21 protein-coding genes are annotated in these 25,222 nt (G+C 69.8%); 10 read left to right on the top strand and 11 right to left on the bottom strand.

Annotation, left to right across the window (positions count from 1 at the left end):
* Positions 1–46 precede the first annotated feature (46 nt).
* The 3 genes from ligA to OG718_RS48955 all read left to right on the top strand — a co-directional run bounded on the left by ligA (position 47) and on the right by OG718_RS48955 (position 3,220).
* Entirely contained in the window at positions 47–2,164 is a 2,118-nt protein-coding gene (gene ligA, locus OG718_RS48965; RefSeq protein WP_328847250.1) for an NAD-dependent DNA ligase LigA, read from the top strand.
* Positions 2,165–2,268: 104 nt separating this feature from the next.
* On the top strand, positions 2,269–2,727 hold the full coding sequence (locus OG718_RS48960; protein ID WP_328847249.1) for a hypothetical protein: 459 nt from the start codon (positions 2,269–2,271) through the stop codon (positions 2,725–2,727).
* Position 2,728: 1 nt separating this feature from the next.
* Positions 2,729–3,220 (top strand): pyridoxamine 5'-phosphate oxidase family protein, encoded by a 492-nt coding sequence (locus tag OG718_RS48955; protein WP_328847248.1) that lies wholly within the window; start codon positions 2,729–2,731, stop codon positions 3,218–3,220.
* Positions 3,221–3,241: 21 nt separating this feature from the next.
* On the opposite strand, the gene OG718_RS48950 is transcribed toward OG718_RS48955, so the two are convergent.
* Together OG718_RS48950 and OG718_RS48945 are read right to left on the bottom strand one after the other, a co-directional pair.
* A complete protein-coding gene (locus tag OG718_RS48950) occupies positions 3,242–4,378 on the bottom strand; it encodes an endonuclease/exonuclease/phosphatase family protein (RefSeq protein ID WP_328847247.1) in 1,137 nt (378 codons plus the stop codon).
* A gap of 68 nt (positions 4,379–4,446) precedes the next feature.
* Entirely contained in the window at positions 4,447–4,788 is a 342-nt protein-coding gene (locus tag OG718_RS48945; RefSeq protein ID WP_143642450.1) for a VOC family protein, read from the bottom strand.
* 201 nt (positions 4,789–4,989) lie between these two features.
* On the opposite strand from OG718_RS48945, the gene OG718_RS48940 reads away from it, so the two are divergent.
* The 4 genes from OG718_RS48940 to OG718_RS48925 all read left to right on the top strand — a co-directional run bounded on the left by OG718_RS48940 (position 4,990) and on the right by OG718_RS48925 (position 7,830).
* Complete coding sequence (locus tag OG718_RS48940; protein ID WP_143642582.1) at positions 4,990–5,280, top strand: zinc-ribbon domain-containing protein; 291 nt, start codon at positions 4,990–4,992, stop codon at positions 5,278–5,280.
* Between the two features lie 225 nt (positions 5,281–5,505).
* On the top strand, positions 5,506–6,060 hold the full coding sequence (locus OG718_RS48935) for an RNA polymerase sigma factor (protein ID WP_143642452.1): 555 nt from the start codon (positions 5,506–5,508) through the stop codon (positions 6,058–6,060).
* Positions 6,047–6,787 (top strand): hypothetical protein, encoded by a 741-nt coding sequence (locus OG718_RS48930; protein ID WP_328847246.1) that lies wholly within the window; start codon positions 6,047–6,049, stop codon positions 6,785–6,787. Before OG718_RS48935 ends, OG718_RS48930 begins: the two co-directional genes overlap by 14 nt.
* A gap of 230 nt (positions 6,788–7,017) precedes the next feature.
* Positions 7,018–7,830 (top strand): SAM-dependent methyltransferase, encoded by an 813-nt coding sequence (locus tag OG718_RS48925; protein ID WP_143642456.1) that lies wholly within the window; start codon positions 7,018–7,020, stop codon positions 7,828–7,830.
* 86 nt (positions 7,831–7,916) lie between these two features.
* Here the strand turns inward: OG718_RS48925 and OG718_RS48920 are convergent, their stop codons facing one another.
* The 6 genes from OG718_RS48920 to OG718_RS48895 all read right to left on the bottom strand — a co-directional run bounded on the left by OG718_RS48920 (position 7,917) and on the right by OG718_RS48895 (position 19,740).
* A complete protein-coding gene (locus OG718_RS48920) occupies positions 7,917–10,079 on the bottom strand; it encodes a beta-L-arabinofuranosidase domain-containing protein (RefSeq protein WP_328847245.1) in 2,163 nt (720 codons plus the stop codon).
* Between the two features lie 66 nt (positions 10,080–10,145).
* Complete coding sequence (locus tag OG718_RS48915) at positions 10,146–14,291, bottom strand: Ig-like domain-containing protein (protein WP_328847244.1); 4,146 nt, start codon at positions 14,289–14,291, stop codon at positions 10,146–10,148.
* A gap of 2 nt (positions 14,292–14,293) precedes the next feature.
* On the bottom strand, positions 14,294–16,315 hold the full coding sequence (locus OG718_RS48910) for a glycoside hydrolase family 127 protein (protein WP_328847243.1): 2,022 nt from the start codon (positions 16,313–16,315) through the stop codon (positions 14,294–14,296).
* Positions 16,316–16,435: 120 nt separating this feature from the next.
* On the bottom strand, positions 16,436–17,257 hold the full coding sequence (locus tag OG718_RS48905; RefSeq protein ID WP_200402063.1) for a carbohydrate ABC transporter permease: 822 nt from the start codon (positions 17,255–17,257) through the stop codon (positions 16,436–16,438).
* A gap of 37 nt (positions 17,258–17,294) precedes the next feature.
* The gene (locus tag OG718_RS48900; protein WP_328847242.1) at positions 17,295–18,260 is read right to left on the bottom strand and encodes a carbohydrate ABC transporter permease; all 966 of its coding nucleotides are present in this window, start codon (positions 18,258–18,260) and stop codon (positions 17,295–17,297) included.
* 160 nt (positions 18,261–18,420) lie between these two features.
* On the bottom strand, positions 18,421–19,740 hold the full coding sequence (locus OG718_RS48895) for an ABC transporter substrate-binding protein (RefSeq protein WP_143642462.1): 1,320 nt from the start codon (positions 19,738–19,740) through the stop codon (positions 18,421–18,423).
* A gap of 299 nt (positions 19,741–20,039) precedes the next feature.
* Here OG718_RS48895 and OG718_RS48890 point away from each other — a divergent pair, with 299 nt between their 5' ends.
* A complete protein-coding gene (locus OG718_RS48890) occupies positions 20,040–21,068 on the top strand; it encodes a LacI family DNA-binding transcriptional regulator (RefSeq protein WP_143642464.1) in 1,029 nt (342 codons plus the stop codon).
* A 58-nt stretch (positions 21,069–21,126) separates the two neighbouring features.
* Here OG718_RS48890 and OG718_RS48885 read toward each other — a convergent pair whose 3' ends face one another.
* From OG718_RS48885 to OG718_RS48875, 3 genes are read right to left on the bottom strand one after another with little or no spacing between them, the layout of a single operon-like run.
* Entirely contained in the window at positions 21,127–21,594 is a 468-nt protein-coding gene (locus tag OG718_RS48885; RefSeq protein ID WP_328847241.1) for a GNAT family N-acetyltransferase, read from the bottom strand.
* The gene (locus tag OG718_RS48880) at positions 21,591–22,109 is read right to left on the bottom strand and encodes a hypothetical protein (RefSeq protein WP_143642469.1); all 519 of its coding nucleotides are present in this window, start codon (positions 22,107–22,109) and stop codon (positions 21,591–21,593) included. Before OG718_RS48880 ends, OG718_RS48885 begins: the two co-directional genes overlap by 4 nt.
* A gap of 38 nt (positions 22,110–22,147) precedes the next feature.
* Positions 22,148–23,113 carry an LLM class F420-dependent oxidoreductase gene (locus tag OG718_RS48875; protein ID WP_143642471.1) on the bottom strand — a complete coding sequence of 322 codons (966 nt, stop codon included), beginning with the start codon at positions 23,111–23,113 and terminating at the stop codon, positions 22,148–22,150.
* Between the two features lie 80 nt (positions 23,114–23,193).
* Between OG718_RS48875 and OG718_RS48870 the strand changes: the two genes are divergently transcribed.
* The gene (locus OG718_RS48870) at positions 23,194–24,690 is read left to right on the top strand and encodes a metallophosphoesterase family protein (protein WP_328847240.1); all 1,497 of its coding nucleotides are present in this window, start codon (positions 23,194–23,196) and stop codon (positions 24,688–24,690) included.
* Positions 24,691–24,823: 133 nt separating this feature from the next.
* Complete coding sequence (locus tag OG718_RS48865; protein WP_143642475.1) at positions 24,824–25,189, top strand: cupin domain-containing protein; 366 nt, start codon at positions 24,824–24,826, stop codon at positions 25,187–25,189.
* Positions 25,190–25,222: the final 33 nt, after the last annotated feature.

Here is a 25,222-nt window from a genome sequence, read left to right as displayed (position 1 = left end):
CGCCGACACCGGGGCGTTGTCAGTGGTGGGAGGCAAGATGACGGGCATGACAACACCAGCTGCAGTGATCGTGGACGCCGCCGCCTACGCGCAGGCGGTCGAGGACGCGGTGAAGGCTTCGGCCGCCTACTACGCGGGCGGCACCTCGGTGCTGGACGACGACTCCTACGACCGGCTGGTGCGCGGTATCGCGGCGTGGGAGGCCGACCATCCCGACGAGGTGCTGCCCGACTCCCCGAGCGGGAAGGTCGCCGGGGGCGCTGTGGAGGGGGATGTACCGCACACGGTGGCGATGCTCAGCCTGGACAACGTGTTCTCGGCCGAGGATTTCACCGCCTGGACGGCGTCGCTGGCCCGGCGTATCGGCCACGAGGCGGAGCAGTTCAGTGTCGAGCCGAAGCTGGACGGTCTGGCGATCGCGGCCCGCTACACGCGCGGGCGTCTGGACCGGTTGATCACTCGGGGCGACGGGACGGCCGGGGAGGACGTGTCGCATGCGATCGGCACCATCGAGGGCCTGCCCCAGGCGCTGGCCGAGCCGGTGACCGTGGAGGTGCGCGGTGAAGTCCTCATGACCACCGCCCAGTTCGAGCACGCCAACGAGGTGCGCACCGCGCACGGCGGGCAGCCGTTCGCGAACCCGCGCGGCGCCTCGGCGGGCACCCTGCGGGCCAAGGAGCGTGCCTACACGGTGCCGATGACGTTCTTCGGCTACGGCCTGCTGCCTCTTGCCGACACCGAGGCGGAGCTCGCGGAGCGGCTGGGCGAGAGCGCGCACAGCGACCTCATGGTGCGGGCCGCCGCGCTCGGGGTGAACACCACCGCCACGACCGCCGTGCCCGGCGTCACCGCGGAGACGGCCGAGCAGGTACTCGACCGGGTGCGGGAGATCGCCGCGCTGCGGGCCGAGTTGCCGTTCGGGATCGACGGCATCGTCATCAAGGCGGACCTGGCCGCCGACCAGCGGGCCGCCGGTTCCGGTTCACGCGCCCCGCGCTGGGCGATCGCCTACAAGCTGCCCGCCGTGGAGAAGATCACCCGGCTGCTGGAGGTGGAGTGGAACGTCGGCCGCACCGGCATCATCGCCCCGCGCGCGGTGCTGGAGCCGGTCGAGATCGACGGCGCCACCATCACGTACGCCACCCTGCACAACCCGGCCGACATCACCCGCCGCGATCTGCGCCTGGGCGACCATGTCATGGTCCACCGGGCCGGCGACGTCATCCCCCGTATCGAGGCCCCCGTCGCCCATCTGCGCACCGGTGACGAACAGCCCATCGTCTTCCCCGACGTGTGTCCGCGCTGCGGGGCCGGCATCGACACCAGCGAGCAGCGCTGGCGCTGTGAGAACGGCCGCAACTGCCACTTGGTCGCCGCCCTCTCGTACGCCGCCGGGCGCGACCAACTCGACATCGAGGGCCTCGGCCACACGCGCGTCGTCCAGCTCGTCGAGGCGGGCCTGGTCAAGGATCTCGCCGACCTGTTCTCCCTCACCCGCGACCAGTTGCTGGCTCTTGAGCGGATGGGCGAGACCAGCACCGACAACCTCCTCGCCGCGCTCGACACGGCGAAGGGGAGACCGCTGTCGCGGGTGCTGTGCGCGCTCGGGGTCCGCGGCACCGGCCGGTCCATGTCCCGCCGTATCGCCCGCTACTTCGCCACGATGGACCACATCCGCGCCGCCGACGCCGAAACGATGCAGCAGGTCGAGGGCATCGGTACCGAGAAGGCCCCGTCGATCGTCGCCGAACTGGCCGAACTGGCCCCGCTGATCGACAAACTCGCCGCGGTCGGGATGAACATGACCGAGCCCGGCGCCACCCCGCCCCAGCCTGCCGCCGAGAGCAGCGAAGACAACAGCGAGGGGAGCGTCGAGGAGAAGGGCGAGAAGAGCGGTGCGAGCGAGGCGGCCGGTCCGCTGGCGGGGATGACCGTGGTCGTCACCGGTGCGATGACCGGGCCGCTGGAGAAGCTCAGCCGCAACCAGATGAACGAACTCATCGAACGCGCCGGGGGCCGCTCCTCCTCCAGCGTCTCCAAGAAGACCACTATGGTCGTCGCCGGTGAAGGCGCCGGATCCAAGCGTGCCAAGGCCGAGTCCCTCGGCGTCCGGCTGGCTACGCCCGACGAGTTCGCCGTCCTCGTCGCCGACTTCGTCGACTGATCCCACCCCGAGCGGCGGGACCGATGAGTTTCTTCCGCCGAGGTCGTCCTACAACCGATGAGCGTCGACGATCGACAACGATCGGCGAGGAGGAGATGGTCACCATGGACGGATCGGCACGGCAGGAAGCCTTGGAGCGGCTGGACGTTCTGGTCGGCGAGTGGGTGGTGGAGGCCGACTTCCCCGGCCTGGACACACCTGCCGCGCGTAGCGTGTTCGAGTGGACCCTGGACGGACGGTTCCTGGTCCAGCGCACCGAGATCTCGCTGGCCGAGGCCCCGGACAGCATGGCGATCATCGCGGCCGACCCGGAGACGGACGCGTACACGCAGCACTACTTCGACTCTCGGGGTGTCGTCCGGGTGTACGCGATGAGCTTCGCCGGCGGAGTGTGGCGACTGCTGCGCGAGGCGCCGGACTTCTCGCCACTGGACTTCCGGCAGCGGTTCACCGGACACGTCGGCGACGACGGCACCACCATCCGAGGCAGCTGGGAGACCTCGCACGACGACTCGACCACCTGGGAGCACGACTTCACGCTCACCTACCGCAGGAGTCTTTGAGATGGCATTCAGCGGATCACCGGCATTCCCAGCCGACGTACCACGCGACATCGTCGACGCGAACAGGTACATGGTGCTCGCCACCGCCGACCATGCGGGAACGCCGTGGAGTTCACCGGTGTACTTCGCCCACCGGGGGTACCGCGAGTTCTTCTGGGTCTCCTCACCGCAGGTCACCCACTCACGCAACATCGCGGTACGCCCCCAGGTGGGCATCGTGGTCTTCGACTCCTCGGTGGCGATCAGTACCGGACAGGGTGTGTACATGTCCGCCGTCGCGTCCGCGGTGGACGCCGCCGACGCGGAGGACGCGATCGCCGTCTTCTCCCGCCGGTCGGTCACGCACGGCGGCCGGGTATGGACCGCCGACGACCTCGCAGACGCTCAAGGCGTCTCAGGTGTGGCCCTCTATCGCGCGGTTGCTGATGAGCACTCGACGCTCGCCAAGGACGGACAGCCGGATCATCGCGTGCCCGTCCGGCTCACCGACTGATCGATTGCGGCAAGTTCGGGGCTAGAACCTGATGTCGGCGGCGATCGGGAGGTGGTCGCTGCCGGTGGCGGGCAGGGTGCGAGTGTCGGTGACCACCAGTGAGCGGGTCATGACGTGGTCGATCCGGGAGACGGGGAAGGCCGCGGGCCAACTGAATGCGAAGTTTCGCCCTGCCGAGTCCATCCGCTCGGTGACCGGGTCCAGCCCGCGGTCGTCCAGCGTGCTGTTGAGGTCGCCCAGCAGAATGACCTTGGCCAGCTTCTCGGCGGCGATGGCCTCACCCAGCAGACCGGCGCTCTCGTCCCGCCAACCGGAGCTGAGGCCGTTCCATCGGATGCGGACCGAGGGCAGGTGGGCGACGTACACCGCGATATCGCCCCGGGGCGTGCGTGCCGTGGTCCGCAGGCCGCGGTTCCAGCCCTCGGGGATACCCTCCGGTTTGATGTCCACCGGACGTACGTCCGACAGCGGATACTTCGACCAGAGCCCGACGGTTCCTTCGACCGCGTGGTGGGGGTAGTCCGCTGCCAGGGCCGACTCGTAGACCGACAGCGCGGAGGGCGTCAGCTCTTCCAGAGCGACGACATCCGGGGCGGCCTCGATCAGGGCGCTCGCGGTGCCCTCGGGGTCGCTGTTCTCGTCACTGACGTTGTGCTGGACCGCCACGATGTCGTGCGCGCCGCTGTCTTCCTCGGCCAGCACCATCCCGCCGAAGAGGTTCCCCCAGACCGCCCCGGGCAACAGCAGCGCCACCAGGGCGATGGCCGAGCGGCGCAGCAGCGCCAGGACGAGCAACAACGGGACGGCCAGGCCCAGCCAGGGCAGAAACGTCTCCAGCAGGCTGCCGAGGCGACCCACCGAGTTGGGCACGACGGAGTGGAACGCCATCAGCAGGGCGGTCAGCACGGCGAGCGACGCGAGAACACGCCCACGCGCCCAGGGAGACCGGCCTGCCGTGTCCTTACCCCACCGCCACCAATCGACGGTCCTCAGCCACCGGCGGACCGCCACGGCCTTCGCCCCCGGCACCACACGGCTGTTCGCCTGCTCCCCCACGTCCCACCCATCCACCCCGGCCCTGTCCCCGCGCCACATCCATGAGCACGACGTGCCCAGTACGACGCTCAGTCCGAAGATCAGGTTCCAGTCGGCGACCAAGGAACCTCAAGGCAGCGGCCCGAGCGTTCCTCGGTCCGAGTCCAGTCCCCTGCCTCCAAGGTGGCCGATCAGAGGGGCGCCCCACCGAACCCGATCTCGTTCCCCTCGGGATCGTGATACGTCGCCTTACGCACACCGTTGCCGTACGTCTCCCGCTTCGTCGGCTCGATCCCCCGGTCGGCCATCCCGGCCACACGGGCATCGAAGTCATCGACGAAGACGGTGTGAAGGGCATGCCCCGCATGCTCGGGCCGATGCTCGACGGCCACCGAACGATGCTCCGCGAGCTCCCACACAGCCTCCGCGTCGCCCGCAACGTACGTCGGCGGAGTTCCGAACAACCGCTCGTACCAGGCCAGCGCCCTCGCATAGTCGCTGACGGGAATCCCTGCAAACAGGTCGACGGCCATTTGGTCATGTTAGTCCGGGAGCCTCGCTCGGGCCGGGCGTCCCGTAACTGATCACCTCGAAGCGGGCGGCATCTCCGCGCAGCGAGAATGTGGATGCCCTCCGCCGAACAGATCGACGTGCACGAGACTGTCCTGCGTGAGCGCGCCTCGTTGTTCGTCGGCGGTGTGTCGGCGGGCGTTGACCCGGGAGGAATCAACAACATGATCATCTTTGGTACCAAGGGATATCTGTACCAGCTCGCGATACTGACGCTGGTGTGCGGGCAGTGCGGCAATCCCTCCGCGCACACGCTCAGGAAGCGTGTCACGAAGTTCACGCTGTTCTTCGTGCCGTTGTTCCCGTTCTCGACGAAGTACCAGACGCAGTGCACCTTCTGTGGTGCGGAGCAGAAGGTGACCAAGGAGCAGGCCGAGCAGCTGCAGGCTCAGGGTGCGGGCGGTCAGGGCGGTCAGCCGTACGGGCAGCCGCAGCAGCAGCCGTACCAGTCCTGAATCGGGCCGGGAGCGAGGGCGAGGGCAGGTTCCCGGCCTGGGCGGACAGCGCCCAGGCCGGGGCCCGCGGCCCTCAGGACAGCCCACCCCTGCCGGAAGGCGTTGGCCTCTGCGTCGGCCTCAACGCTGGTGCGGGCCGGCCGGCGGTCAGGATCAGGACGGTGGTCGGATCGGGAAGGTGACGGCGACCCGTAAGGCATCGGGGCGTGGTGGACATTGCTGGGCATGAACGCGGATGAGCGGAGTGAACGGCTGGAGCAGTTGTTCCGGCAGACCTTCCGCCGGGTGATGGCGTACTGCCTGCGCCGGGCGAGTGAAGCGGCGGCGCACGACGCGGTGGCCGAGGTGTACGCGGTGGCCTGGCGCAAGAGGCGACATCTGCCCGCCGATGACGAGGAGGCGGTGCTGTGGCTGCTCGGCATCGCACGCCGGGTACTGGCCAACCAGGCCCGCAGTCAACGGCGTTGGGCTCGACTCTTGATGCGGGTCGCCGAACGGGCGGAACCTGATCCGCCGCCCGCCGCCGACCCGTACGGCGCGGAAGACGCGGGCGACGGCCTCGCGGCGGCCCTGGCACAGGCCTCGGACGCCGATCGGGAACTACTGCGCCTCGCCTACTGGGACGACCTGTCCCGCAACGACATCGCGACCGTGCTGGGCATCTCCGTCGGAGCCGTCGACACCCGCCTCCACCGGGCCAGACAGCGGCTGCGTCAACGTCTCGCCGCGGCGAACGCGCACCAGGATCCGGCAAAGGAGAAGAACCATGCTGAGCGATGACGTGCTCGACCGAATGCTCCGTAGCAGCGATCCGGCTCCCGGCGACTCGGCCACGGACCCCAACTCGCCGGCCGCGGAACGGATCCTCGCCCAAGTACGCCGACGCACCCGGCAGCGGCGCAGGCGCACCCTGATCATGGCTCCGGTGGTGGCGCTGGTCGTGGCGGGCGCGACCGCGGGGACGTACGCCTGGGTGGCCGGCGACGGCAAGGGACACACCCTGGACTCGACGGGGCTGGTCTGCGTAGGACCCGCCCAGGGGGATGCCGTCGTCGGCTTCGACCCCGGGGCGGACGATCCGGTGGCGGTATGCCGGAAGCAGTGGTCCGAGATGTTCGGCCAGCCGGTGCCCGACGCGCTCACCGCCTGCGTCGACAGCTCTCTGCAGGGTTCCATCAAGGTCTACCCCGGTGGCAAGGACCAGTGCGCACGTCACCGTGCCGACCCCTACCTCGGGCCGACACGGGAACAACTCGGCCTCTCCCGCCTCCGTGCCGATCTCAAGGAACGCTTCGCCGATCGCACCTGCATCCCCCACCCCGAGCTCAGGAAGGTGATGAGCGAGCTCTTCACCCGGTACGGCCTCGACGGCTGGGAGGCACGCCACTTCCAGACGGCCGACAAGGAACCGGAGGGCCCCTGCGCGGACATCGGCCTCATCGACGAGCCGGAACGCGTCATCCTGCTCGGGGATCACAAGCCCGGCACCCTCGTCCACTGGCCGTAGACCGACCATGCCCGTCAGCCGTCCGACACGGCGTCCGGCCCAGGAGCCCTGGGCCGGACGCCGTGCAGATGCCGTACGACATACAGACGTCGTATGCCGTACGGACAAGCGAGCCGAATCCCAGGACTCCGTGATCAAGGAGCGGCACAATGGCGGGCAACGGTCCGATGTCGCTCCGGCGGCCGCACACACCCAGGACGCCCGACGTGTTGTCCGGGGAAGGGAAAGACATGAGTGAAGCCCAGACCCCGTCCAGCGGTTCGGCGAGGCTGAACCCCGGGGTGGCGCACAACGCCCGGGTCTGGAACTACTGGATCGGCGGGAAGGACAACTACGAGGTCGACCAGGCGGTCGGTGACCAAGTAGCCGGTATGTTCCCCGTGATCCGGGACGTGGCCCGCGCGGACCGTGAGTTCCTGGGCCGTGCGGTCCGGCATCTGGCCACCGACCTCGGGACGCGGCAGTTCCTCGACATCGGAACCGGACTGCCCACCCTGGACAACACCCACGAGATCGCCCAGCGGATCGCCCCCGAGTCGCGGATCGTCTACGTCGACAACGACCCCATCGTGCTCGCCCACGCCCGGACGCTGCTGACCAGCACGCCCGAGGGAGCCACGGACTACATAGACGCCGACGTCCACCGACCGGAGACCATCATCGAGCGCGCCGGAGCGACGCTGGACCTGGACCGTCCCGTCGCGGTCATGATGCTGGGCATCCTCAACTTCGTCCTCGACACCGACCGGGCACAGGACATCGTGCGGCGGGTCATGGCGGCGGTTCCGTCCGGCAGTTGGCTGGTCCTGACCCATCCCACCACCGACGCCGACCTCGGTGGCGAGGGCAACATCGCGGCCATGAAGTTCTGGAACGAGAACGCCACTCCGCCGATCACCGCCCGCAGCCGCGCGCAGATCACGGCCTTCTTCGAAGGCCTGGACCTCCTCGACCCGGGCCTCGTCTCCTGCGCGCGATGGCGTGCCGAGTCCGACAGCCCTGCCCTGATCCCCCAGTTCGGCGCGGTGGCCGTCAAGCCCTGACCAGCTCGCTGCCCCGTGCCGCGTGCCCCCTGCCCCACGTACTGCGGGCAGGGGCACGGAACACGTCCGGCGGCATCCCGATGGCGTCAGCTCCTCAGGTTCGCGCCCACCGCCGCCGCGACGACGCGGTCCCGTTCCGCGCGCGTGAACAGCCCGCCCGACAGCCAGGTGTCGGCGAGGGCGCGCACCGCCGCGACGAAGCGGGCGGAGGTCTCGAAGGGCGCCTGTGCCCAGAGCACGTCGAGGAAGGTCAGACCGTCGGCGCGAGCGCGATTGGGTACGCCCGAGTCCGCCGCGCCGAACACGACAACGGGTTCGGAACGCCTGAAGTAGGCGTGGTACCGGGTGTCGTCCCCGACGAAGAACGGCGCCAGGGTCAGGCCGTGCGTGGTGAAGTGCATCGGCCGTCCCTCAGGGCGGATCACGTCGGCGAGGTCGCCCCGGAGCCTGAAGTCCTTGTAGAAGGAGAACACGCGGAATGCCTGCTCCTGGCTCTGGGCGACCAGCAGCACCGGCCCGTGGAACACCGACTGGACGGTGGGATCGTCCAGCGCCCTCTCGATGCGCAGACGGTACGGGGCGGAGACGCCGACCCGGTCACCGCGCCGCCAGGTTCTGCTCAGGGTGAGGTAGCTGCCGGGTTCGGCGACGACCCGCTGCCGCACTCCGTTGACCGTGACGGTGAAGCCTCCCGTGGCCCAGGACGGCACCCGCAGCTTCAGATCGAGCTTGCCGCCGCCCTCACGGAACGTCAGCGTGCGTACGCCCTCGGCCGGGTAGTCGCTCGTCTGCTCGATGACGAGGCCCCGCTCCGGCCACCGCAGTGTCGAGGCGAGGTAGAGGTTGACGTACAGGGCGCTGCCGTCGGCGGAGCGGAAGTACACCGAGTCCTGGTACTTGGTGTGGTTCTCCATGCCGGTGCCGCCACAGCAGGTGCCGGTGTTGTCGTACTCGCGCACGACCCCCGGCCCCATTCCCACGAAGTAGGTGACGAGGGGGCTGGTCGTGCTGCGGGTGTCCCGACGGGAGGCGAGGATGTGGTTGGTCAGGCCCCGCTCGTAGTAGTCCATGTAGGCGGGGTCCGGCTCGTGGAAGAACAACTGCCTGCTCAGTTTCAGCATGTTGTACGTCGCGCAGGTCTCGGCGTTCTTGTCGTCCAGGGTGGCCGCTATGGCGTTCCGGGCGCGGAACATCTCGCCCTGGCCCGTGCCGCCCAGGCTGTACATCCGGGGGCCCGCGACCATGCCCCAGAAGTTGCGGGCAGCGGCGGCGTACTCCTCCTCCCCCGTGTGGTCGAACAGCCGCAGATAGCCGGTGAACTGCGGGATGTGCTGATTGGCGTGCCGACCGTCGAGGATGTCGCGATCCTCGGCGCAGGCGTCCAGCAGAGCGGTGTTGTCGAAGCAGCGGGCGGCTGCCAGGTGCTCCGCCCGGCCGGTGAGGGCGTACAGGTCCGTCATCACCTCGTTCATGCCGCCGTACTCGCCCGCGATGTAGATCGACCACATGCGCTCCAGCTGGGCCTTCGGCAGGCGGCCGAGCCGGCTGTGCACCCAGTCGCCCATCTTCGAGACGATCTCCAGGGCCTCGGCGTTGCCGGCCAGGGTGTGTGCGTCGAGGAGACCGCGCATGATCTTGTGACAGGTGTAGTACGGCGCCCAGATGGTGGGGTACGTCGTGTAGGTCTCCAGCAGGATGAACTGCGTCTCCGGGTACGCCGCCAGAAAGCCGGGGTGACTCGGTCTCGGCGAGCCGCTCTCCGCCAGGGCCTTCTGGCATTCGCCGAGCGCGCCGACCAGATGGTCCAGCTTGGTCTTGAGTGCGGACTCCCGTGTGTCGGCGTACGCCTGGGCGACGAGGGTGAGGAAGTGACCGCCGTAGTGGCCGCGCAGGTTGCCGTCGGAGGTCTCCCAGCCGCCGGGCGGCCGGGCTCCGCGGGTGTCGAGTCCGGCGTTGGCCCGGAAGACGGCCAGGATGCGGTCGGCCGGGTAGGTCCTGGCGTAGTCGAGCATCAGGTCGCGCTTCTGCCGGAACACCCCGTTGCCGAGGGTGACTTGATCCAGCGCGAAGGGAAGAACGGTCCAGGTCGGCGGGGCGGGCACCGGAGCAACGGTAGCTGCCCGGGCGGCGACCGCGGTCGGGGCCGTATCGACGGCGGCATGCGCCGAGGTGGCTCCGTGCACGAGCGGGACGGCGGCCGTCCCGGCCGCGAGCGCCAACAAGCGGCGGCGGGTGGGGGGTTGGGACATGCTCGGACTCCGATCGTCGGTCGTGGGGTACGTATGGGGGCGACGCGGGGAACAGCGGCCGCTCTCTCACGGCGGAGCGGTCACGGTGATCGTGGCCGTGGCGCGGTAGGTGGTTCCCGCCACGGTTCCCTTCACCTCGAAGGTCCCCGGCCGGGCGTACTGGTCCGCATCCACCGGATCCCAAGTCACGGCGATCCGGCTGTCCTTGGAGCCGTCGTTGTAGGTGGCGACCACGGCCGCCGGGAGCCGGGGCGCCGTGCCGGCCCGGGTGGTGACTCGTTCCTCGGCGATGCTGGTGATCTCGACCGCGTCGGTCTGCCGCACCCATACGATTGCGGTGACGGGCTGTGCGGTCCGGTCGGCGAGCCCGGTGATCCGTACGCTGGTGCCGCCCTCGGCGACCTGCTCCTCGGTGAGGGCCGGCCAGGCGACGGGCGAGCGCGCCGTCGAACCGTCCGAGTACACCAGCGTCACTTCTCGGGGCAGTTCGGGGATCTTTCCGCGCGGGGTGGGGACGTGGACCTCGCGCACGGAATCCGGTGTCTCGGCGTACACCTTCCATTCCTGCACGCCGAGGGCCAGGCCGGGATGGCCCGTCAGCCGGGCCCGCAGGGCTGTGGTGGTGACGGGAGTGAAGGTGGTCCGGTTGTAGCGGTCCTCGGCGGTGCCGTACTCGCTGGGCGAGGCGACCTCGCGCCAGGTGTCGCCGTCGCGGTACTCGACGACCCAGGACTCGGGGACTCCGACGCCGTCGGTCGCGCCCGGCTGTGCGTCGCGGAAGAAGTACAGGTCGGACCCGTCCACACGGACCGGGTCGTCCCAGGTGTACTGGACCCACTGCGTGCCCTTCTCGGGCCAGCTGCCCCAGCGCGGGGCATCGGAGGAGGACGCAGGCTCCCGGCCGTCGTTGATGGCTGCGACCGACTCCCAGCCCGAGGTGTAGGAGGCGGTGGGTGCCGCGGACGGCGCAACGTTGGCCTGTCCGTCCGCGAGTCCCTCCGCCTTGACCGCGACCTTCTTCGACGACTTCGACGTGCCGTCGGTGGCGGTGAGTTCGAGGGTGTAGGTGCCCGCCTCGGTGAAGCGGGCGACAGTTGTCGAGGCGCGTGGGTCGTCGAAGATGACGGTGCCGCCGTCCGGGCCGTCCACCGCCTTCCATTCGGCGGAGAGTTTCCGCTCCGGCAGCCCGTCGTCCTCGACGATGCCTGTCAGCCTGACCTGGCCCGGCCGGCTGTACGTGGTGTCGCGCCACGCCTCGACGTACGGGGCCTGGTTCCGGGCCGCCGGAGGCCGGGTTCCGGTGGCGTACGCCTGGATCTCCTTCAGGCCGCTGGTGTGGCCGTCGCGGTGGCGCATCAACACCCGCAGCTTGTCGGTGATGACCTCATGGAAGCGCACCTGATTGAGGTTGGCCCTCGGGTTGACCGGTGACTTGGCGGGGCGGGCCACGTCCTTCCACTGTCCGTCGCCGTTCTCGTACTGCACGGTGTAGAGGGCGGGCTCGGCGTATCCGCCCGGCCGTTTGTCGCTGTAGAAGTAGAGCCTCGCGTCGTCGACCTTGCGCGGCCGGCCGAAGTCGATCTCGTACCAGTCCTCCGCGTTGCCCGAGCCGCGGGCGCCCCAGTAGGGCTCGTTGATGGTGAAACCGTCGACGGCACCGGCCACTCCGCGCCCCTCGGCCTCATGGGAGGCACGGGCCGTGGCACCGGCGGCGAGGTTCTTCTTCGCGGTACCTGTCAGGTCCCGGCCCGCCTTGGCGAACAGGTCGGTGACACGGTCCTCGGCGCCGTACTCGACGTCCCGGGGCTCGGCAACTGCCGTACGCAGACCGGTCGTTCGGGCCTTCGCGTCACCACCGTCGGGGAAGGTCACCTTGCGTGTGACCGAATCGTAGACGACATGGGTGAGGGAGTCGGCGGTGAAGGCGAGCTTCCCGTCGAGGTACACGGAGTAGCCCTCGGGGACCTGACGCCCGTACGGCCGTTCGCCGTCGCCGGGTTCGTCCCACAGCACGGCCACGTCGGTACCGCGGTAGTTGATGTCGGTGACGGCGAAGTGGGGCCAGCCGATGTCGATCGGCGACAGTTCGATCTTCCGGTCGGTGCGCGGCCGGAAGCCCATCGCGTCCTCGATCACGGTCAAGTTGGTTGTGCCGAGGATGGTGTGGTGGATCCAGGAGCGGTAGCCGATCTTCTGCGGGTCGGCGCTGCCGTCGGCCCAGAACTCGTTCTGGTCGGGCCACCGGTTGTCGCCGTCGACGTAGTGGGCCCAGGCGTTCCAGGACAGCAGCTTCTTGTACCAGGTGTTGTCGATGTACTTGTTCGGGTACTTCCGCAGCACCGAGGAGAGGAAGCGGAAGGTGACGGTGGAGTTGATGACGGATAAGTTGTTGCTTCCCGGGTGTCCCTGTCCCGCCGCTTCCTCCTTGTCGGCCTGGTTCGCGGTGAAGAACGGGAAGACGGGGTACTGCTCGGCGTCCGCCCACAGCCGCAGCGCTTCGAGGTACTGCGGGTCCTCGTCCGGCGTGGGCATCAGGCCCACGCTGTACGGGTAGTAGTTGTTGATCTCCTTCCAGGGCACCAGCGTGTCCGTGGCCACGTGCCGGTGCTTGAGGAGTTTGTCCTTCGGGTCCCAGAGGTGCTCGAGGACCGCGTCCTTGACCCGTTTCGCGACGCCTCGCATCTCGTCGGCCTTCACGGTCTCGCCAATCAGGTCGTACGCGTCGGCCGCGGCGTTGGCGTTGCTGTGGACGTAGGCCGACTCGGCGCGGTCGAGGTTGCCCGGCTTCCAGTCGAAGGACACCGCGTCGGCGTCGTTGCCGGTCATGGCGCCCCAGTCGTACTCGATCAGCCCGTTGCCGTCCTCGTCGTAGTTCTCCAGCTGGCCGCGGACGTCCTTCTCGGCGTACCGCGCGAGGTTGCGCGCGATGCCGTCGGGGCCGCCGTGCACCTGGTAGGAGCGCCAGGCGGCCTCGGAGATGTACTGGGTGTAGCTGTTGGACCAGTTCTCCGGATCCCCCGGGTTGTCGGTGTACTTGCTGTTCTTCGACACCTCTCCGGCTGACACCCAGGGACCGTACGAATAGCTCGGGTCGCGCAGGTACTTGAGGTCGTCGACGAACATGCCGACGGTCAGGGCGATGGCGTTGTTGTAGCCGAGCACGCCCTCCATGGAGGTGGGGAACTGGTAGTCGTTGCCGGGGATGTCGGCGTCGAGGTAGTTGTAACGCAGCAGCCACCAGCGGTAGTACAGCGTCTTCTCGATGTTGTCGTCCGGCACGTCCATGTACGGCAGGTTCTCCGCCCACCAGCGGTTGTAGGTCTGCACGTGGTGACGGAAGGCGGCGGGCGCGCTCGCGGTGCGCACGGAGTCGTACTCCGGCCGCGAGCGGGCGATCTCCTCGGTGACGAAGCCGAGTTGGACCTTTGTGGTGACGGTGCCACCGGTCGGAACCGCGATGGCGCGGGTCAGGGCCTCGCCGTCGGAAGCGGGGGCCATTCCCTCGCCACTGAAGCGCGGAAAGACCGTGGTGAGGTTGTTCTTCGCGGCCACCGCGCCAGTGAGTTCCCGGCCCTCGGTGGTCGTGGCGTATGGGGACGAGGCGCGCAGGGTGACCTCGCGACGGGCCGAACCCGTGTTGGTGACGGCCAAGTTGGTCACCGCCACGTTCGCTTCGGTGATGAACTTGGTCTGCGTGACCTTCAGTCCGGTGGCCTCGTGGGTGAACTCGCTGCGCCAGTAACTGGGCGTCTGCGTCCTGGCGGCTGTGTTCTCGCGGAGGGTGATGTTCTCGCCGTGCACGGCCAGGGTGACGGTGTACGCGGACCGGTTGTCGATGCTCTCCCAGTAGGCGACCTTGCCGCCGAACCCGAGTCGGGAGGGGTCGTGCTCCTTCATGAACACGGCCCGGCCCCGGGTGAACAGCCACGGGCCGGCCGGGTCCTCGCCCTTGCGGGCCAGCATCCGGTCCATCCAGAAGTCGGTGCCGTTCCCCGACTTCCGGTCGGCGTCGTACTGGGCGTGCATCGTGCGACGGACGGAGAAGCCTGCCGGTAACTCCGGTACGGGGTCCGCGGATCCGGAGTAGACCGGGTAGCCGATGGCCGAGTTGTCCGCCTCGGCGGGCACGGTGGCGGCGAGGGAGGTCAGCAGCCCAAGAGCCAGTACCGCGGCCAGGGTTCTTCGGTGGTGGCGTCTTCGCGGTCTGTGCACGACTACCTCCCTGTGGGGGTGCTGTCCGGGTCTGCGGGGCGGTCCCTTTCCTCGCGGAGTTCCGGTTCCGCGGCTCGGTCCGGTTCCGCGGTGGGCAGCCACACGCGCATCGTGGAGGGGCCTCGGCCGGCCCAGGAGTGATAGGGCACCAGGACGATCCCCGTACGGGCGGTGTCCGACGCGAGGGGACGGTCCAGCGGCTCGTACGGCCAGGCCGTGTCGGTCGCTTCGGCGTGTGCGAGGAGTTCCCCGGCGACCACGACGGTGCCGCTCGCTTCATCCGGTCCGGCCGGTCCGTCCGTCGGCCGGGCGGACGGGTCCACCCGTATCGCGTCGACTTCGTGGCCGTCCGGCAGGTCCACGGACTCGGCGCAGTACACCAGCGGCCCGCGCTCGACCGCCGCCGTACCGCGAATCGCGTCGATGCGCTGGTCGGCGCGTGTCCAGCGCGGGGCCACGGGCAGTTCGAGCCGGATCTCGTCACCCGGCCGGAAGACCCGGGTGATCTCGGCCGTGCCCGGGGCGACGACGCGGCGTGACCCGTCCGGGTCGACCAGCCATGCGGTGGCGCCCGTCGTCCACGCGGGGACGCGCAGCGCTAGGGTCCAGGGCCGGTCAGGGGACCTGCCGATCCGTACGGCCACGTGCCCGCCGGACGGGTAGTCGGTACGGACCCGCAGCGCGACGCCGTGGCCGCCCGCGAGGGAGGTGGTGATCTCCGAGTCGGCGTACTGGTGCAGCTGCACGCCGTGGTCGTCCGCCGTGGCCAGATAGCCGGGCAGCTGGGCCAGGGTCCGCGCCACATTGGTGGGGCAGCAGGACACCGCGAACCAGGGTGCGCGCAGGCTCGACTCGGCGCGCGGGCTGTCGGTGTCCGTGGCGGGTGTGGTGCCGCGGCGGCGCCGGTGCAGGGTGTTGGCGTAGAAGAAGGCCCGGCCGTCGTCGGACGGGGAGGTCGCGACCACGTTGAACAGGGTCCGCTCGGCCAGGTCCGCGAAGCGTGGTTCGCCGGTGGCGAGCAGCAGCCGCCAGCTGAGCATCACGGAGGCGACACCGGCGCAGGTCTCCGAGTAGGCGCGGTCGGGCGGCAGCACGAAGTCGTCGCCGAAGGCCTCGTCCCGGTGGTGCGAGCCCATGCCGCCGGTCAGATAGGTCCGCCGGGCGACCGTGGCCTCCCACTGCCGTACGACGGCGGCGAGCAGGTCTTCGTCCCCGGTCTCCACCGCCACGTCGACGGCGCCCGCCGCGAGGTAGAGGGCGCGGACGGCGTGTCCGCGCAGCACCGTGGCGTCCGGGACGGGCATGTCGTCCTGGTAGTAGGCGCGGCCGAACTCGGGATCTGCGAGGGTGCCGTGTCCGCGGCGGTCGACGAAGAGCGCGGCCTGGTCGAGATAGCGCTGCTCCCCCGTCAGTCTGGCCAGCTCCACCAGGGCCATCTCGATCTCAGGGTGACCGCAGACGCGCTCGATACCGCCCCGGCCGAAGGTGGCGCACACGTGGTCGGCCGCCCGCCGGGCGATCTTCGCCAGCTCGCCCGCGCCCCGGGCGCGGGTCTGGGCCACGCCCGCCTGGACGAGGTAGCCGTAGCAGTACAGCTCGTGGCCCCATTCGAGGTCGCTGTAGCGGGGCTCCTGACCCGGGGCGCCGAAGGCGGTGTTGAGATAGCCGTCCGGTTCCTGGGCCGGTGCGATGATCTCGGTGAGCGCGGCGATCTCGGCGTCCAGCGGGGCACCCGCGCCCTGCCCGGCGGCCTCCCAGGCCATGGCTTCGAGCAGCTTGTAGACGTCGGCGTCGGTGAACTCGCGGCCCCGCCGGTCCCGGTGGATCCGGCCCTCGGCGGCGGCGCGGAAGTTGCCGGTCCAGCCGACGCGTTCCATCCAGTCGCGGCAGTGTCCGAGTGTGGCGGTCGCGTTGACGTGGCGGCGTCGGGCCCAGAAACCTCCGGTGATCCTGACTTCGTCGAGACCGAGTGGCCGCAGCCTGCCCCGGGTCGGCGCCACCGGCAGGACGGATGACCGTGCCATGTTCTCCCTCACCAGTTCATGCCTTCGGTTCGTCCTTCCGGTTGTCCGTTCGGGTCGGTGCCGGTCCGATCAGGTCTGTTCGGGTCGGTGTCACGGCGATTCAGGGGTCTGCGAGGCACGTCAGCCCTTGAGCGCACCTGACATGAAGCCGCGTATGTAGTGCCGTTGCAGAAGCAGGAAGAGGAGCAGACAGGGCACGGCGAGGACCACCACGCCGGCCTCGGTCGCGCCGTAGTCGACGGCGCCCATGCTCTGCTGACGCAGGTTCGCGACGGCCAGCGGCAGCGGTGCCTTCTCGCTGTCGGAGATGAGGATCAGCGGCGCGATGAAGTCGTTCCAGGCCGCGAGGAACGCGAAGAGCCCCACGGTGATCAGCCCAGGACGCACCGCCGGCAGGAGGACGCGGCGCAGCGCGCCCGCCGTGCCGCAGCCGTCGACGAGCGCCGACTCCTCCAGTTCGCGCGGTACCGCCTCGAACGAGATCCGCATCATGAAGGTGGCGAACGGCAGCTGGAACATGGCCAGTACGAGGCTCAGCCCGACCAGCGAGTTCTGCAGGTGGAGCCTGCCGAGCAGCACGTACAGCGGGATGAGGAGGGTGGCGTACGGGACCATCAGGATGGCCAGGGTGAGCAGGAACAGCAGGTTCTTGCCGGGGAAGTCGAAGCGGGCGAAGGCGTAACCGCCCAGCAGTGACACTCCGAGGGTCAGGGCGACGGTGAGCGCCGACACGACGGTGCTGTTGAGGAGATAGCGCCACAGGCCGGCGTCGTAGTCGAGGAGCGTCCGGTAGTTGCCGAGGCCGTAGCCGGATTCCTGCGCGGTGCCCGGCTGTCCGCTGACCGAGGCCCAGGCGTTCCACACCAGCGGGAACAGGAAGATGACGGCCAGTCCACCGGCGACCACGTAGTAGGGCGTCCGGCCGAGGGCGCGGGTGAGCACGGTGGTGTCCCCTCTCACGAGGCTCATGAGGCGGCTTTCATGACTCGTCGGCGCGGCGCAGACCGCGGAACTGGAGGACGTTGAGCAGGAGCAGCACGGCCAGCACGATGATCGAGAGAGCGGCGGCGGTACCGAGGTTGAGGCGCTGGAAGGCCTCGCGGTAGATCAACTGGACGACGGTGACTGTGCTGTTGTCCGGTCCTCCCTTGGTGAGGATGAAGAACTGGTCGAAGGCGAGCAGCGATCCGGTCACGCAGAGCAGCAGGCACAGGGCGAGGGACGGGCGCAGCAGCGGCAGCGTGATGGAGCGGAAGATCTGGCCGCGGCTCGCGCCGTCCATCCGGGCCGCCTCGTACACCTCGTGGGGAATGCGCTGGAGGCCCACGAGGAGGATCAGCATGTAGAAGCCGGCGAACTTCCAGACGATGAGGAACACCGTCGAGAGCAACGCGGAGGTCGATGTCCCGAGGAAGGACACCGGGTCGTCGACCAGGCCGAGGCTCTCCAGGATGCTGCTGAGGGGGCCGGTGGTAGGGCTGTAGAGGCCCCAGAAGAGCAGGGACGCGGAGGCCAGTCCCAGGGCGCTGGGCAGGAAGTAGACCGTGCGGAAGAAGCCCGCGCCGGGGCGGAACTCCTGCACCAGCAGGGCGAGGAGGAGCGCCAGTGCGATGAGTACGACCGTGACGATCACGGTGTAGAGGAGAGTGAAGCGGACCGCCGGCCAGAACAGGGTGCTGTCGGCCGCGTCGGTGTAGTTCTCGGGCGCGTTGACGCCCCGGTCTCCCGCGAGCAGGGGCCAGTCGCTGAGTGACATCTGTCCGACGAGCAGCAGCGGCAGCAGGAAGAAGGCCGTGACGAACACGGCCGTGGGGGCCGCGTAGGCGAGGCCCTGGGCCTTGCGGGACGCCCGCCACCGGCGCGCGGGTGTGCGCCGGGGGCGGGTCCGGCGCTCCGGCGGGCTCCGGTGCGTGGGCGCCGTTCGGTCGGCCGCCTTCACCTGCATGGCTCTCCTCTGCCGTGCGATGTGGTTGGAGTGGGTGGGATCAGGCCTGTGGCCCGGAGCCTTGACGGTGGGCTGCGGGTGAGTGGGGGCTGATCGCGCGGTTCCCGCGCCCCTTAGGGACGACGGGCTGCGCCCCTGTCCCTCAGCGCCGTGGTGCCCTTCAGTCGGCCAGTGAGGCAGTAACCGCCTCGTTGTCCTTCTCCACCTTCGCGCCGTCGCCGAACACGGCGTTGCGCATCAGGGTCAGCCAGGGCCCGTTGGGGTCGTTGAAGGTCTGGCCGAACTTCAGGGCGTACGGGGTGTGGCCGTCGGCCACGAGTTCGTTGATCGTCACGAGCCGCGGGTCCGCGTCGGAGTACTTGTTGGACGCGAGATCGGTGCGGGCGACCACGTCCTTGTTGGCGGCGACGACGTCGACCTGCGCCTTGTCGCCCAGGGACCAGGCGAGGAAGTTCCAGGCCTGGTCGGCGGACTGGCTGGTGGCGGAGATACCGACGGCGTCGCCGCCGACGAAGGTGGACTTGCCGCCGTCGGGCCCTGGGATGGGCGCGACACCGAGGTCGAGGTCCTTGGGCATCAGCCCGAGGGTGGTGGACGGCATCGGCATGACGCCGACCTTGCCCTTCGGGAAGACGCCGGTCCAGGTCGTGCCCGTCTCGTCACGTGCGCCCGGGGCCACGATGTCGTCGTCCACCCATCCGCGGTAGGTGTCGTAGACCTTCTTGGCGGTGTCGGAGGAGAGCTCGGCCTCGGTTCCCTCCTTGTTCAGCACCTCGTCGCCCGCGGCCCAGATGGAGGGCCACCAGGTGAAGACGCCGCATCCACCGCAGTTGCCCCCGAAGAAGGTGCCGTTGACGCCACTGCCCAGCGCGTCCACGGCCCTTGCCTGCTGGTCCCACTCGCTCAGGCTGGTGGGCGGCTTCTCGGGGTCGAGCTTCGCCTGCTTGTAGAGCGCCTTGTTGTAGAAGAGCACCGACAGGTCGAGGGTGTGGGGCACGACGTACTTCTTTTCCTCGTACGTACCGGCCTTGATGTGCGACTGGGCCAGCTTGTCGGCGAAGGGCAGGGCGTCGACGCGTCCGGTGATGTCGGCGAAGAGGCCGCTGGAGGTGTAGTTCGGGACGAACACCACGTCGGAGGCGAAGAGGTCGGGCAGGTCCTTGGACCCGGCCGCGGCACCGACCTTGGCCTGGTAGTCGTCGGTGGGGATGACGGTCAACTCGATCTCGTTCTTGTGGCTCGCGTTGTACGCCTTGACCAGGGCCTCGCTCTGCGGCCTGGTCGCCGCACGCGTCCACATCGTCAGCTTGGCGCCGTCGTCGGTGCCGGTGGCGCCCGCCGCTCCGCCCCCTCCCCCGCCGCCGCCAGAGTCGTCCGCCCCCGATCCGCATGCGGTGACCAGGCTCGTGGCGGCGAGCAGCGCGATGGCACCGGTGACGAGGCGGCGTGTGTGTCCAAGCGGTCCGGCCGTGCTCCCCATGGTCGATCCCCCTCGTGTGCGGCGGGCCCTGGGCGGGCCGGCCGTTCGGGACGATGGATGTGGTGGCACTGAACTCTGCGAAGAACTCTGCGAAGGAAACAAAACCGAAAAGGTTTTCTGCGACGCTAGGACGCGACTCACAACCCGTCAATCCCCTTGCAGGAAACGGCTGACGAGGATTCTTCGAAACCCTGGGAAGCATCGGCACCGAAACGGTTTCGCGTACTGTTTTCCGGGCGGCGTGCACCCGCGACGGCGTCGGCACATGACGCGAGAGACGCGAGACAGGAGCAATCCCCATGGCACAGGCCACCGGCCCCTCCCGTTCGCAGCCCGCCACGCTCAGCGACGTCGCCCGACTGGCGGGCGTGTCGATCGGCACCGCGTCCAAGGCACTCAACGGCCGCAGTCAGGTACGTGCGGAGACGAGACAGCGGGTGATCGAGGCGGCCGAGCGGTTGTCGTTCCGGCCCAACCAGGTGGCCCGTGGCCTGCTGGCCGGGCGGACCGGCACGGTCGGGCTGCTCACCAGCGACCTGGAGGGCCGGTTCAGCATCCCGATCCTCATGGGCGCGGAGGACGCGTTCGGCGCGGGCGAGGTCGCCGTGTTCCTCTGCGACGCCCGCGGTGACGCGATCCGCGAGCAGCACCATGTCCGCGCGCTGCTCGGCCGCCGGGTCGACGGTCTCATCGTGGTGGGCAGCCGGACCGACCCGCGTCCGTCACTGGGCCGCGAACTGCCCGTCCCCGTCGTCTACGCGTACGCGCCGTCCGTGGATCCGGCGGATCTGTCCATCGTCCCCGACAGCGTTGGCGCCGGCCGGATCGCGGTGGAGCATCTGCTCGCCTGTGGACGTACGCGGATCGCACACATCACCGGTGACCCCGGGTACCTCGCCTCGCAGGAACGGTCCGAGGGGGCCCTGGCCGCGCTCGCCGACGCCGGCCTCGCCCTGGCCGGCGAGCCGCGGTTCGGGGTGTGGTCGGAGGGCTGGGGCCGGGCGGCCACCGCGATGCTCCTCGACCAGCACCCGGACATGGATGCCGTCCTGTGCGGAAGCGATCAGATAGCGCGCGGTGTCATGGACGTACTGCGCGAGCGCGGCCACCGTGTGCCGGAGGACGTGGCGGTCATGGGCTTCGACAACTGGCAGGTCCTCACCTCCGCCTCCCGGCCGCCCCTGACGAGCGTCGACATGAACCTGGAACAGGTGGGCCGCGCCGCCGCGCACGCCCTGTTCACCGCGATCGCCGGGGCGCGGCGCTCGGGGGTCGAGACGCTGCCCTGCCGGGTGGTGATCAGGGGGTCGACAGCGCCCCTGTCCTGAGCAGGACAAGGCCGACCCGGGGCGGGCCGACGGTTCAGCGGCCAATGGGTTCGGCGGTTCAGCCCTCAACCGGCAGGAAGTAGCGGAGTTTCTCCTTGGCCCGTGCGCCGAGGCGGTCGTAGAAGCGGATCGCGCCCTCGTTCCACGCGGGGGTCTGCCACTGGACCTCGGTTAGCCCGAGGTCCCGCGCCTCGGCCACCACGGCCTCCATCAGCGCGGCACCGAGGCCGAGGCCCCGGTTGCCGTCGCGAAGGAAGAGACAGTCCATGGTGAGGTACTCGCTGCCCTCCCAGGTGGAGATTTCGGGCGCGCAGGTGGCGTAGCCGACGACCTCGCCGTCGGGCAACTCCGCCACGAGGCACCGCAACCCCGGTGCCGGCGTGCCGAACAGGAGAACCTCAAGCCGTTCGGCGAGGTCGGGGACGGGCGGTGCGGACTTCTCGTACGAGGCATGCTCTGCCGCCAGTTCGGCGACACGCGGCAGGTCGGCGGGGCGCGCGTGCCTCACACGTGGAGCGCCCGTCATCGGACGTCTCCCGCCATGGTGTCCGCACCCCACGCGGCCAGCCGGTCCGGGACCGGGCCGCTGCCGTCGAGGAGGTGCCGTGCGAACGCGTCGCGCTCATGGGCCAGGACGGCGGCTTCCCAGACGCAGGGTGCGAGGCCCACCCGCCCCGGCCGCAGCAGTTCGGGCTGCCCGGCCGGACCGGAGAAGACAGCCAGGTCGGACATGTACCCCTCGATCCAGTTGCAGACGAGGACGTAGTCCCCGTCGCCTCCCGCGTGCACGAGCAGAACGGCGAGTCCCAGCGACCCCCGGGCGCGCCCGAGCGCCAGATGCGCTCCGGCGATCCGCAGCGCCGCCGACTCGTCCCGCTCCGTCACGACGCGACCCGGCGCCTCGATCGCGTACACCTTCACGAGATGCCCACTGGCCTCGCGGGTACCCAACGCCCGTGTCCCCCGCGCGTGGTACGCCTCGGCCAGCGCGAGCAGCGCTTCCGCGTCCACCGCTGCCGGCAGTTCCTCACGATCACTCATCCGGCCATGATGCAGGCGGTGGGCCTCGTCCGTCTCCATCACCCGGACACCAGGTCCGCCAACGCCGTCAGCGTCCGCTCCCCCGCCGGGTCGCCCGCGGTGGCAGGCACCACCGCGATCTCGTCGAGGCCGGCCTCGGCGTACACGTCGATGCGGGTGCGGACGGTCGAAGCGTCTCCCACCAGGGCAAGCGTGTTGGCCGCCTCGGGTGGGAGTGCGGCGAGGAGGGTTTCCGGGGTGGCGTCGGAGCGGGCGAGATCGACGGCCTCGCCGAAGCCGGCCGCGGCGAACACGTCGCTGTATCCCGGGACGGTCAGGTAGCCGACGATGCTCCGCAGGATCTGCCGCAGGGACTCGGGCTCGGGGTCGACGGCCGCGGGCAGCCAGGCGGCCAGTCGCGGCGGCGTCCGGCCGGCGAGCTCGGCGGCCGCGGTCAACTTGCCGCGCAGGGCGCGTACTTGCTCTGGGGAGACGACGTCGAGCAGCATGCGGTCGGCGTGCGCGGCGGCCACGGCGATCGCGCGGTCTCCGAACGCCGCCACGGTGAGCGGGCCGCCGGGCGGTCGCTGACGTCGGCGGAAGGTGCTGCCGGGCACGATCTCCTCGCCGGGTTCGCCGTGCATGAGACCGCGTACCGCCTCGGCGGACTGTGCCAGTGCGGCGGCGGGCCGGGTGCGGGGCCGGCCGTGGACGCCTTCGACCACCCGCTTGCTGGACGTCCCCAGCGCCACCCCGACCGGGCGGCCGATCACTGCGGCGGCCGACGCCGCGCCTCTGGCGATCGTCAACGGGTCTCGTACGGAGACGGGAACCGGCCCGGCGGTCAGTGTGACGCGCTCGGTGGCGAGCCCGATCGCCGTGGCGAGTACGAAGGCGTCCCAGGTGGGCCCCTCACCGGCCCACACCTCGCGGTACCCGAGCCGGTCGGCGAGCGCGGCCACCCGCAACGGCTCGTCGACCGGGCTGTCGTCCTCTCGTGCCGCGGCAACCACACTGATGTCCATACACATCACGGTAGTTGGTGGCCGTCCCGGCCGACGGCCCCACTTGGATCACCGGACGAGGGCGTTGTTACCGTGCACCGATGTCACACTCTTCACGCGACACCGCCGAGGGCGCCGGCTGGGGCACCGCGGAACGCGGCGACTACAAGCAACTGATGCCGCGCCGGGTCGAGAAGCTCTCCTGGCTCAACCCGAAGACGCTCTGGCCCGCCCGCAACGGCGTGCTGGCCTCCTGGTTCGGCGACCCCACCGGCCGGACCCGCGGCCGCTGGGTGGAGCAGCGGACAGTCGCCGGGGCACCCGCCGACAAGGTGGTCCGGCGCGACGATCCGGACCACTTCTCGTTCATGGTCATCGGGGACACGGGAGAGGGCGACGACCCGCAATACGCTGTTGTCCCCGGCTTTCTGAAGGTCAGTCAGGACACACGGTTCGCGGTTCTCGCCAGTGACGTGGTCTATCCGGTCGGCACCGCCGACGACTACGGCACGAAGTTCCATCGCCCGTACAAGGACTACCAGGCGCCCATCTACGCGATACCCGGCAACCACGACTGGTACGAGGACCTGCAGGGCTTCATGCGGGTCTTCTGCGAGGCCCCGCCTCTCGCGCCGGAGTCCGCGCCCCGCCCGCTGACGCCCGCCTGGCTGCGGTCGCTGCTGTGGCACAAGCCACGCACCACCGACGAGCAACGCCTCGCCGAGGCACGGCAGTTGCGCTCGGCGCCCGCCCAACAGGCCGTCCAGCCCGGCCCGTACTGGGCCGTCGACGCCGGGCCGGTGCGCATCATAGGCATCGACACCGGTCTGCTGGGGACCGTCGACGCCGAGCAGGGCCGCTGGCTTCGGGAGGTGTCCAAGGGAGACACCCCGAAGATCCTCATCACCGGCTCCCCGTTGTACGTGGACGCCGAGCGCCACCCCTGCCCGATCGACGGCGGCGGAACCGTCGATGACATCGTGCGCGATCCGGACCATCACTACGTGGCCGCGATAGGCGGTGACATCCACAACTACCAGCGCTATCCGGTGACGGTGGACGGCCGCACCATCCAGTACGTGGTCGCCGGTGGCGGCGGGGCCTTCATGCACGCCACCCACACCGTCCCGCGCGTCTCCGTCGCCGGTGTCACCGAGGACGACTTCCGCTGCTACCCGCTGCGCGGCGACTCGCTCGCCTTCTACAGCAGGCTCTACGGGCGTCGGCTGCGCATGCGGCGCTTCTTCACTCTCACCGAGGGTGAAGCCACCGCCGTCATCGCGAAGCGGCTCGGTATCCGCCCGACCCGCGCTCAGGCCTCGCCGGCTCGTGTCACCCTGCGTACCCGCCTGATCGCGAGCCTGCTGGGCGCCGGCGGCCGCCCGGACCGCACCTCCCGCTTCCGCCTCCCCGTACGCAAGGCGTACACGCAGCTGCTGTCCCCGGGCTCGGCGACGTACAGCCCGCCGTTCTTCAAGTGTTTCCTGCGGCTGGACGTCACTCCGGACTCGGTCCGGTTGCGCTGCTTCTCGGCGACGGGCAATCGAGAGCAGGAACTCGACCCGCCGGTCGAGGACGAGGTGACCATCTCCCTGTAGGGGGGGCCGTCCCCCGAATGGCGGAGCCGGGCGGACGGGCAGACGATGGAGGGGAGGGGTTCGGCCGGGGTCGTCGAGCGGCGACGACCGGACCCCCGGTCATGCTGGGCAAGGCCAGACGGAAGGAGCCGTCATGATCGAGGTCAAGGCCGTCGAAAAGCCGGACGAGCGGCGCGATTTCCCTCGCGGTCACCTCGAAGCGGTCCACCTCACCGGGCTCGACTTCGCCGTGGCGACGTTCGAACCGGGCTGGCGCTGGTCCGAGTCCGTGGCACCGATCGCGGGCACCGAGAGCTGCCAGGTCCATCACAACGGTTACGTCGTCCAGGGCCGTATGCGGATCCGTATGGACGACGGCGCGGAGTCCGAGGTCGGCGCCGGCGACGTCTTCGTCTGCCCTCCCGGTCACGACGCCTGGGTCGTGGGGGACGAACCCACCGTGGTGTACGACTTCGCCGGAGGCATGGCACAGGAGTACGCGAAGGCCAAGGAGGGCTGATCCAACGGGCCGGTCCGCGCCCGGCGACTCGTA

The sequence above is a fragment of the Streptomyces sp. NBC_00258 genome, assembly GCF_036182465.1.
In the GTDB taxonomy this organism is placed as follows: Bacteria; Actinomycetota; Actinomycetes; order Streptomycetales; family Streptomycetaceae; genus Streptomyces.
The sequence above is the reverse complement of the archived record's forward strand: the minus strand, read 5'-3'. Positions and strand labels throughout refer to the sequence as shown.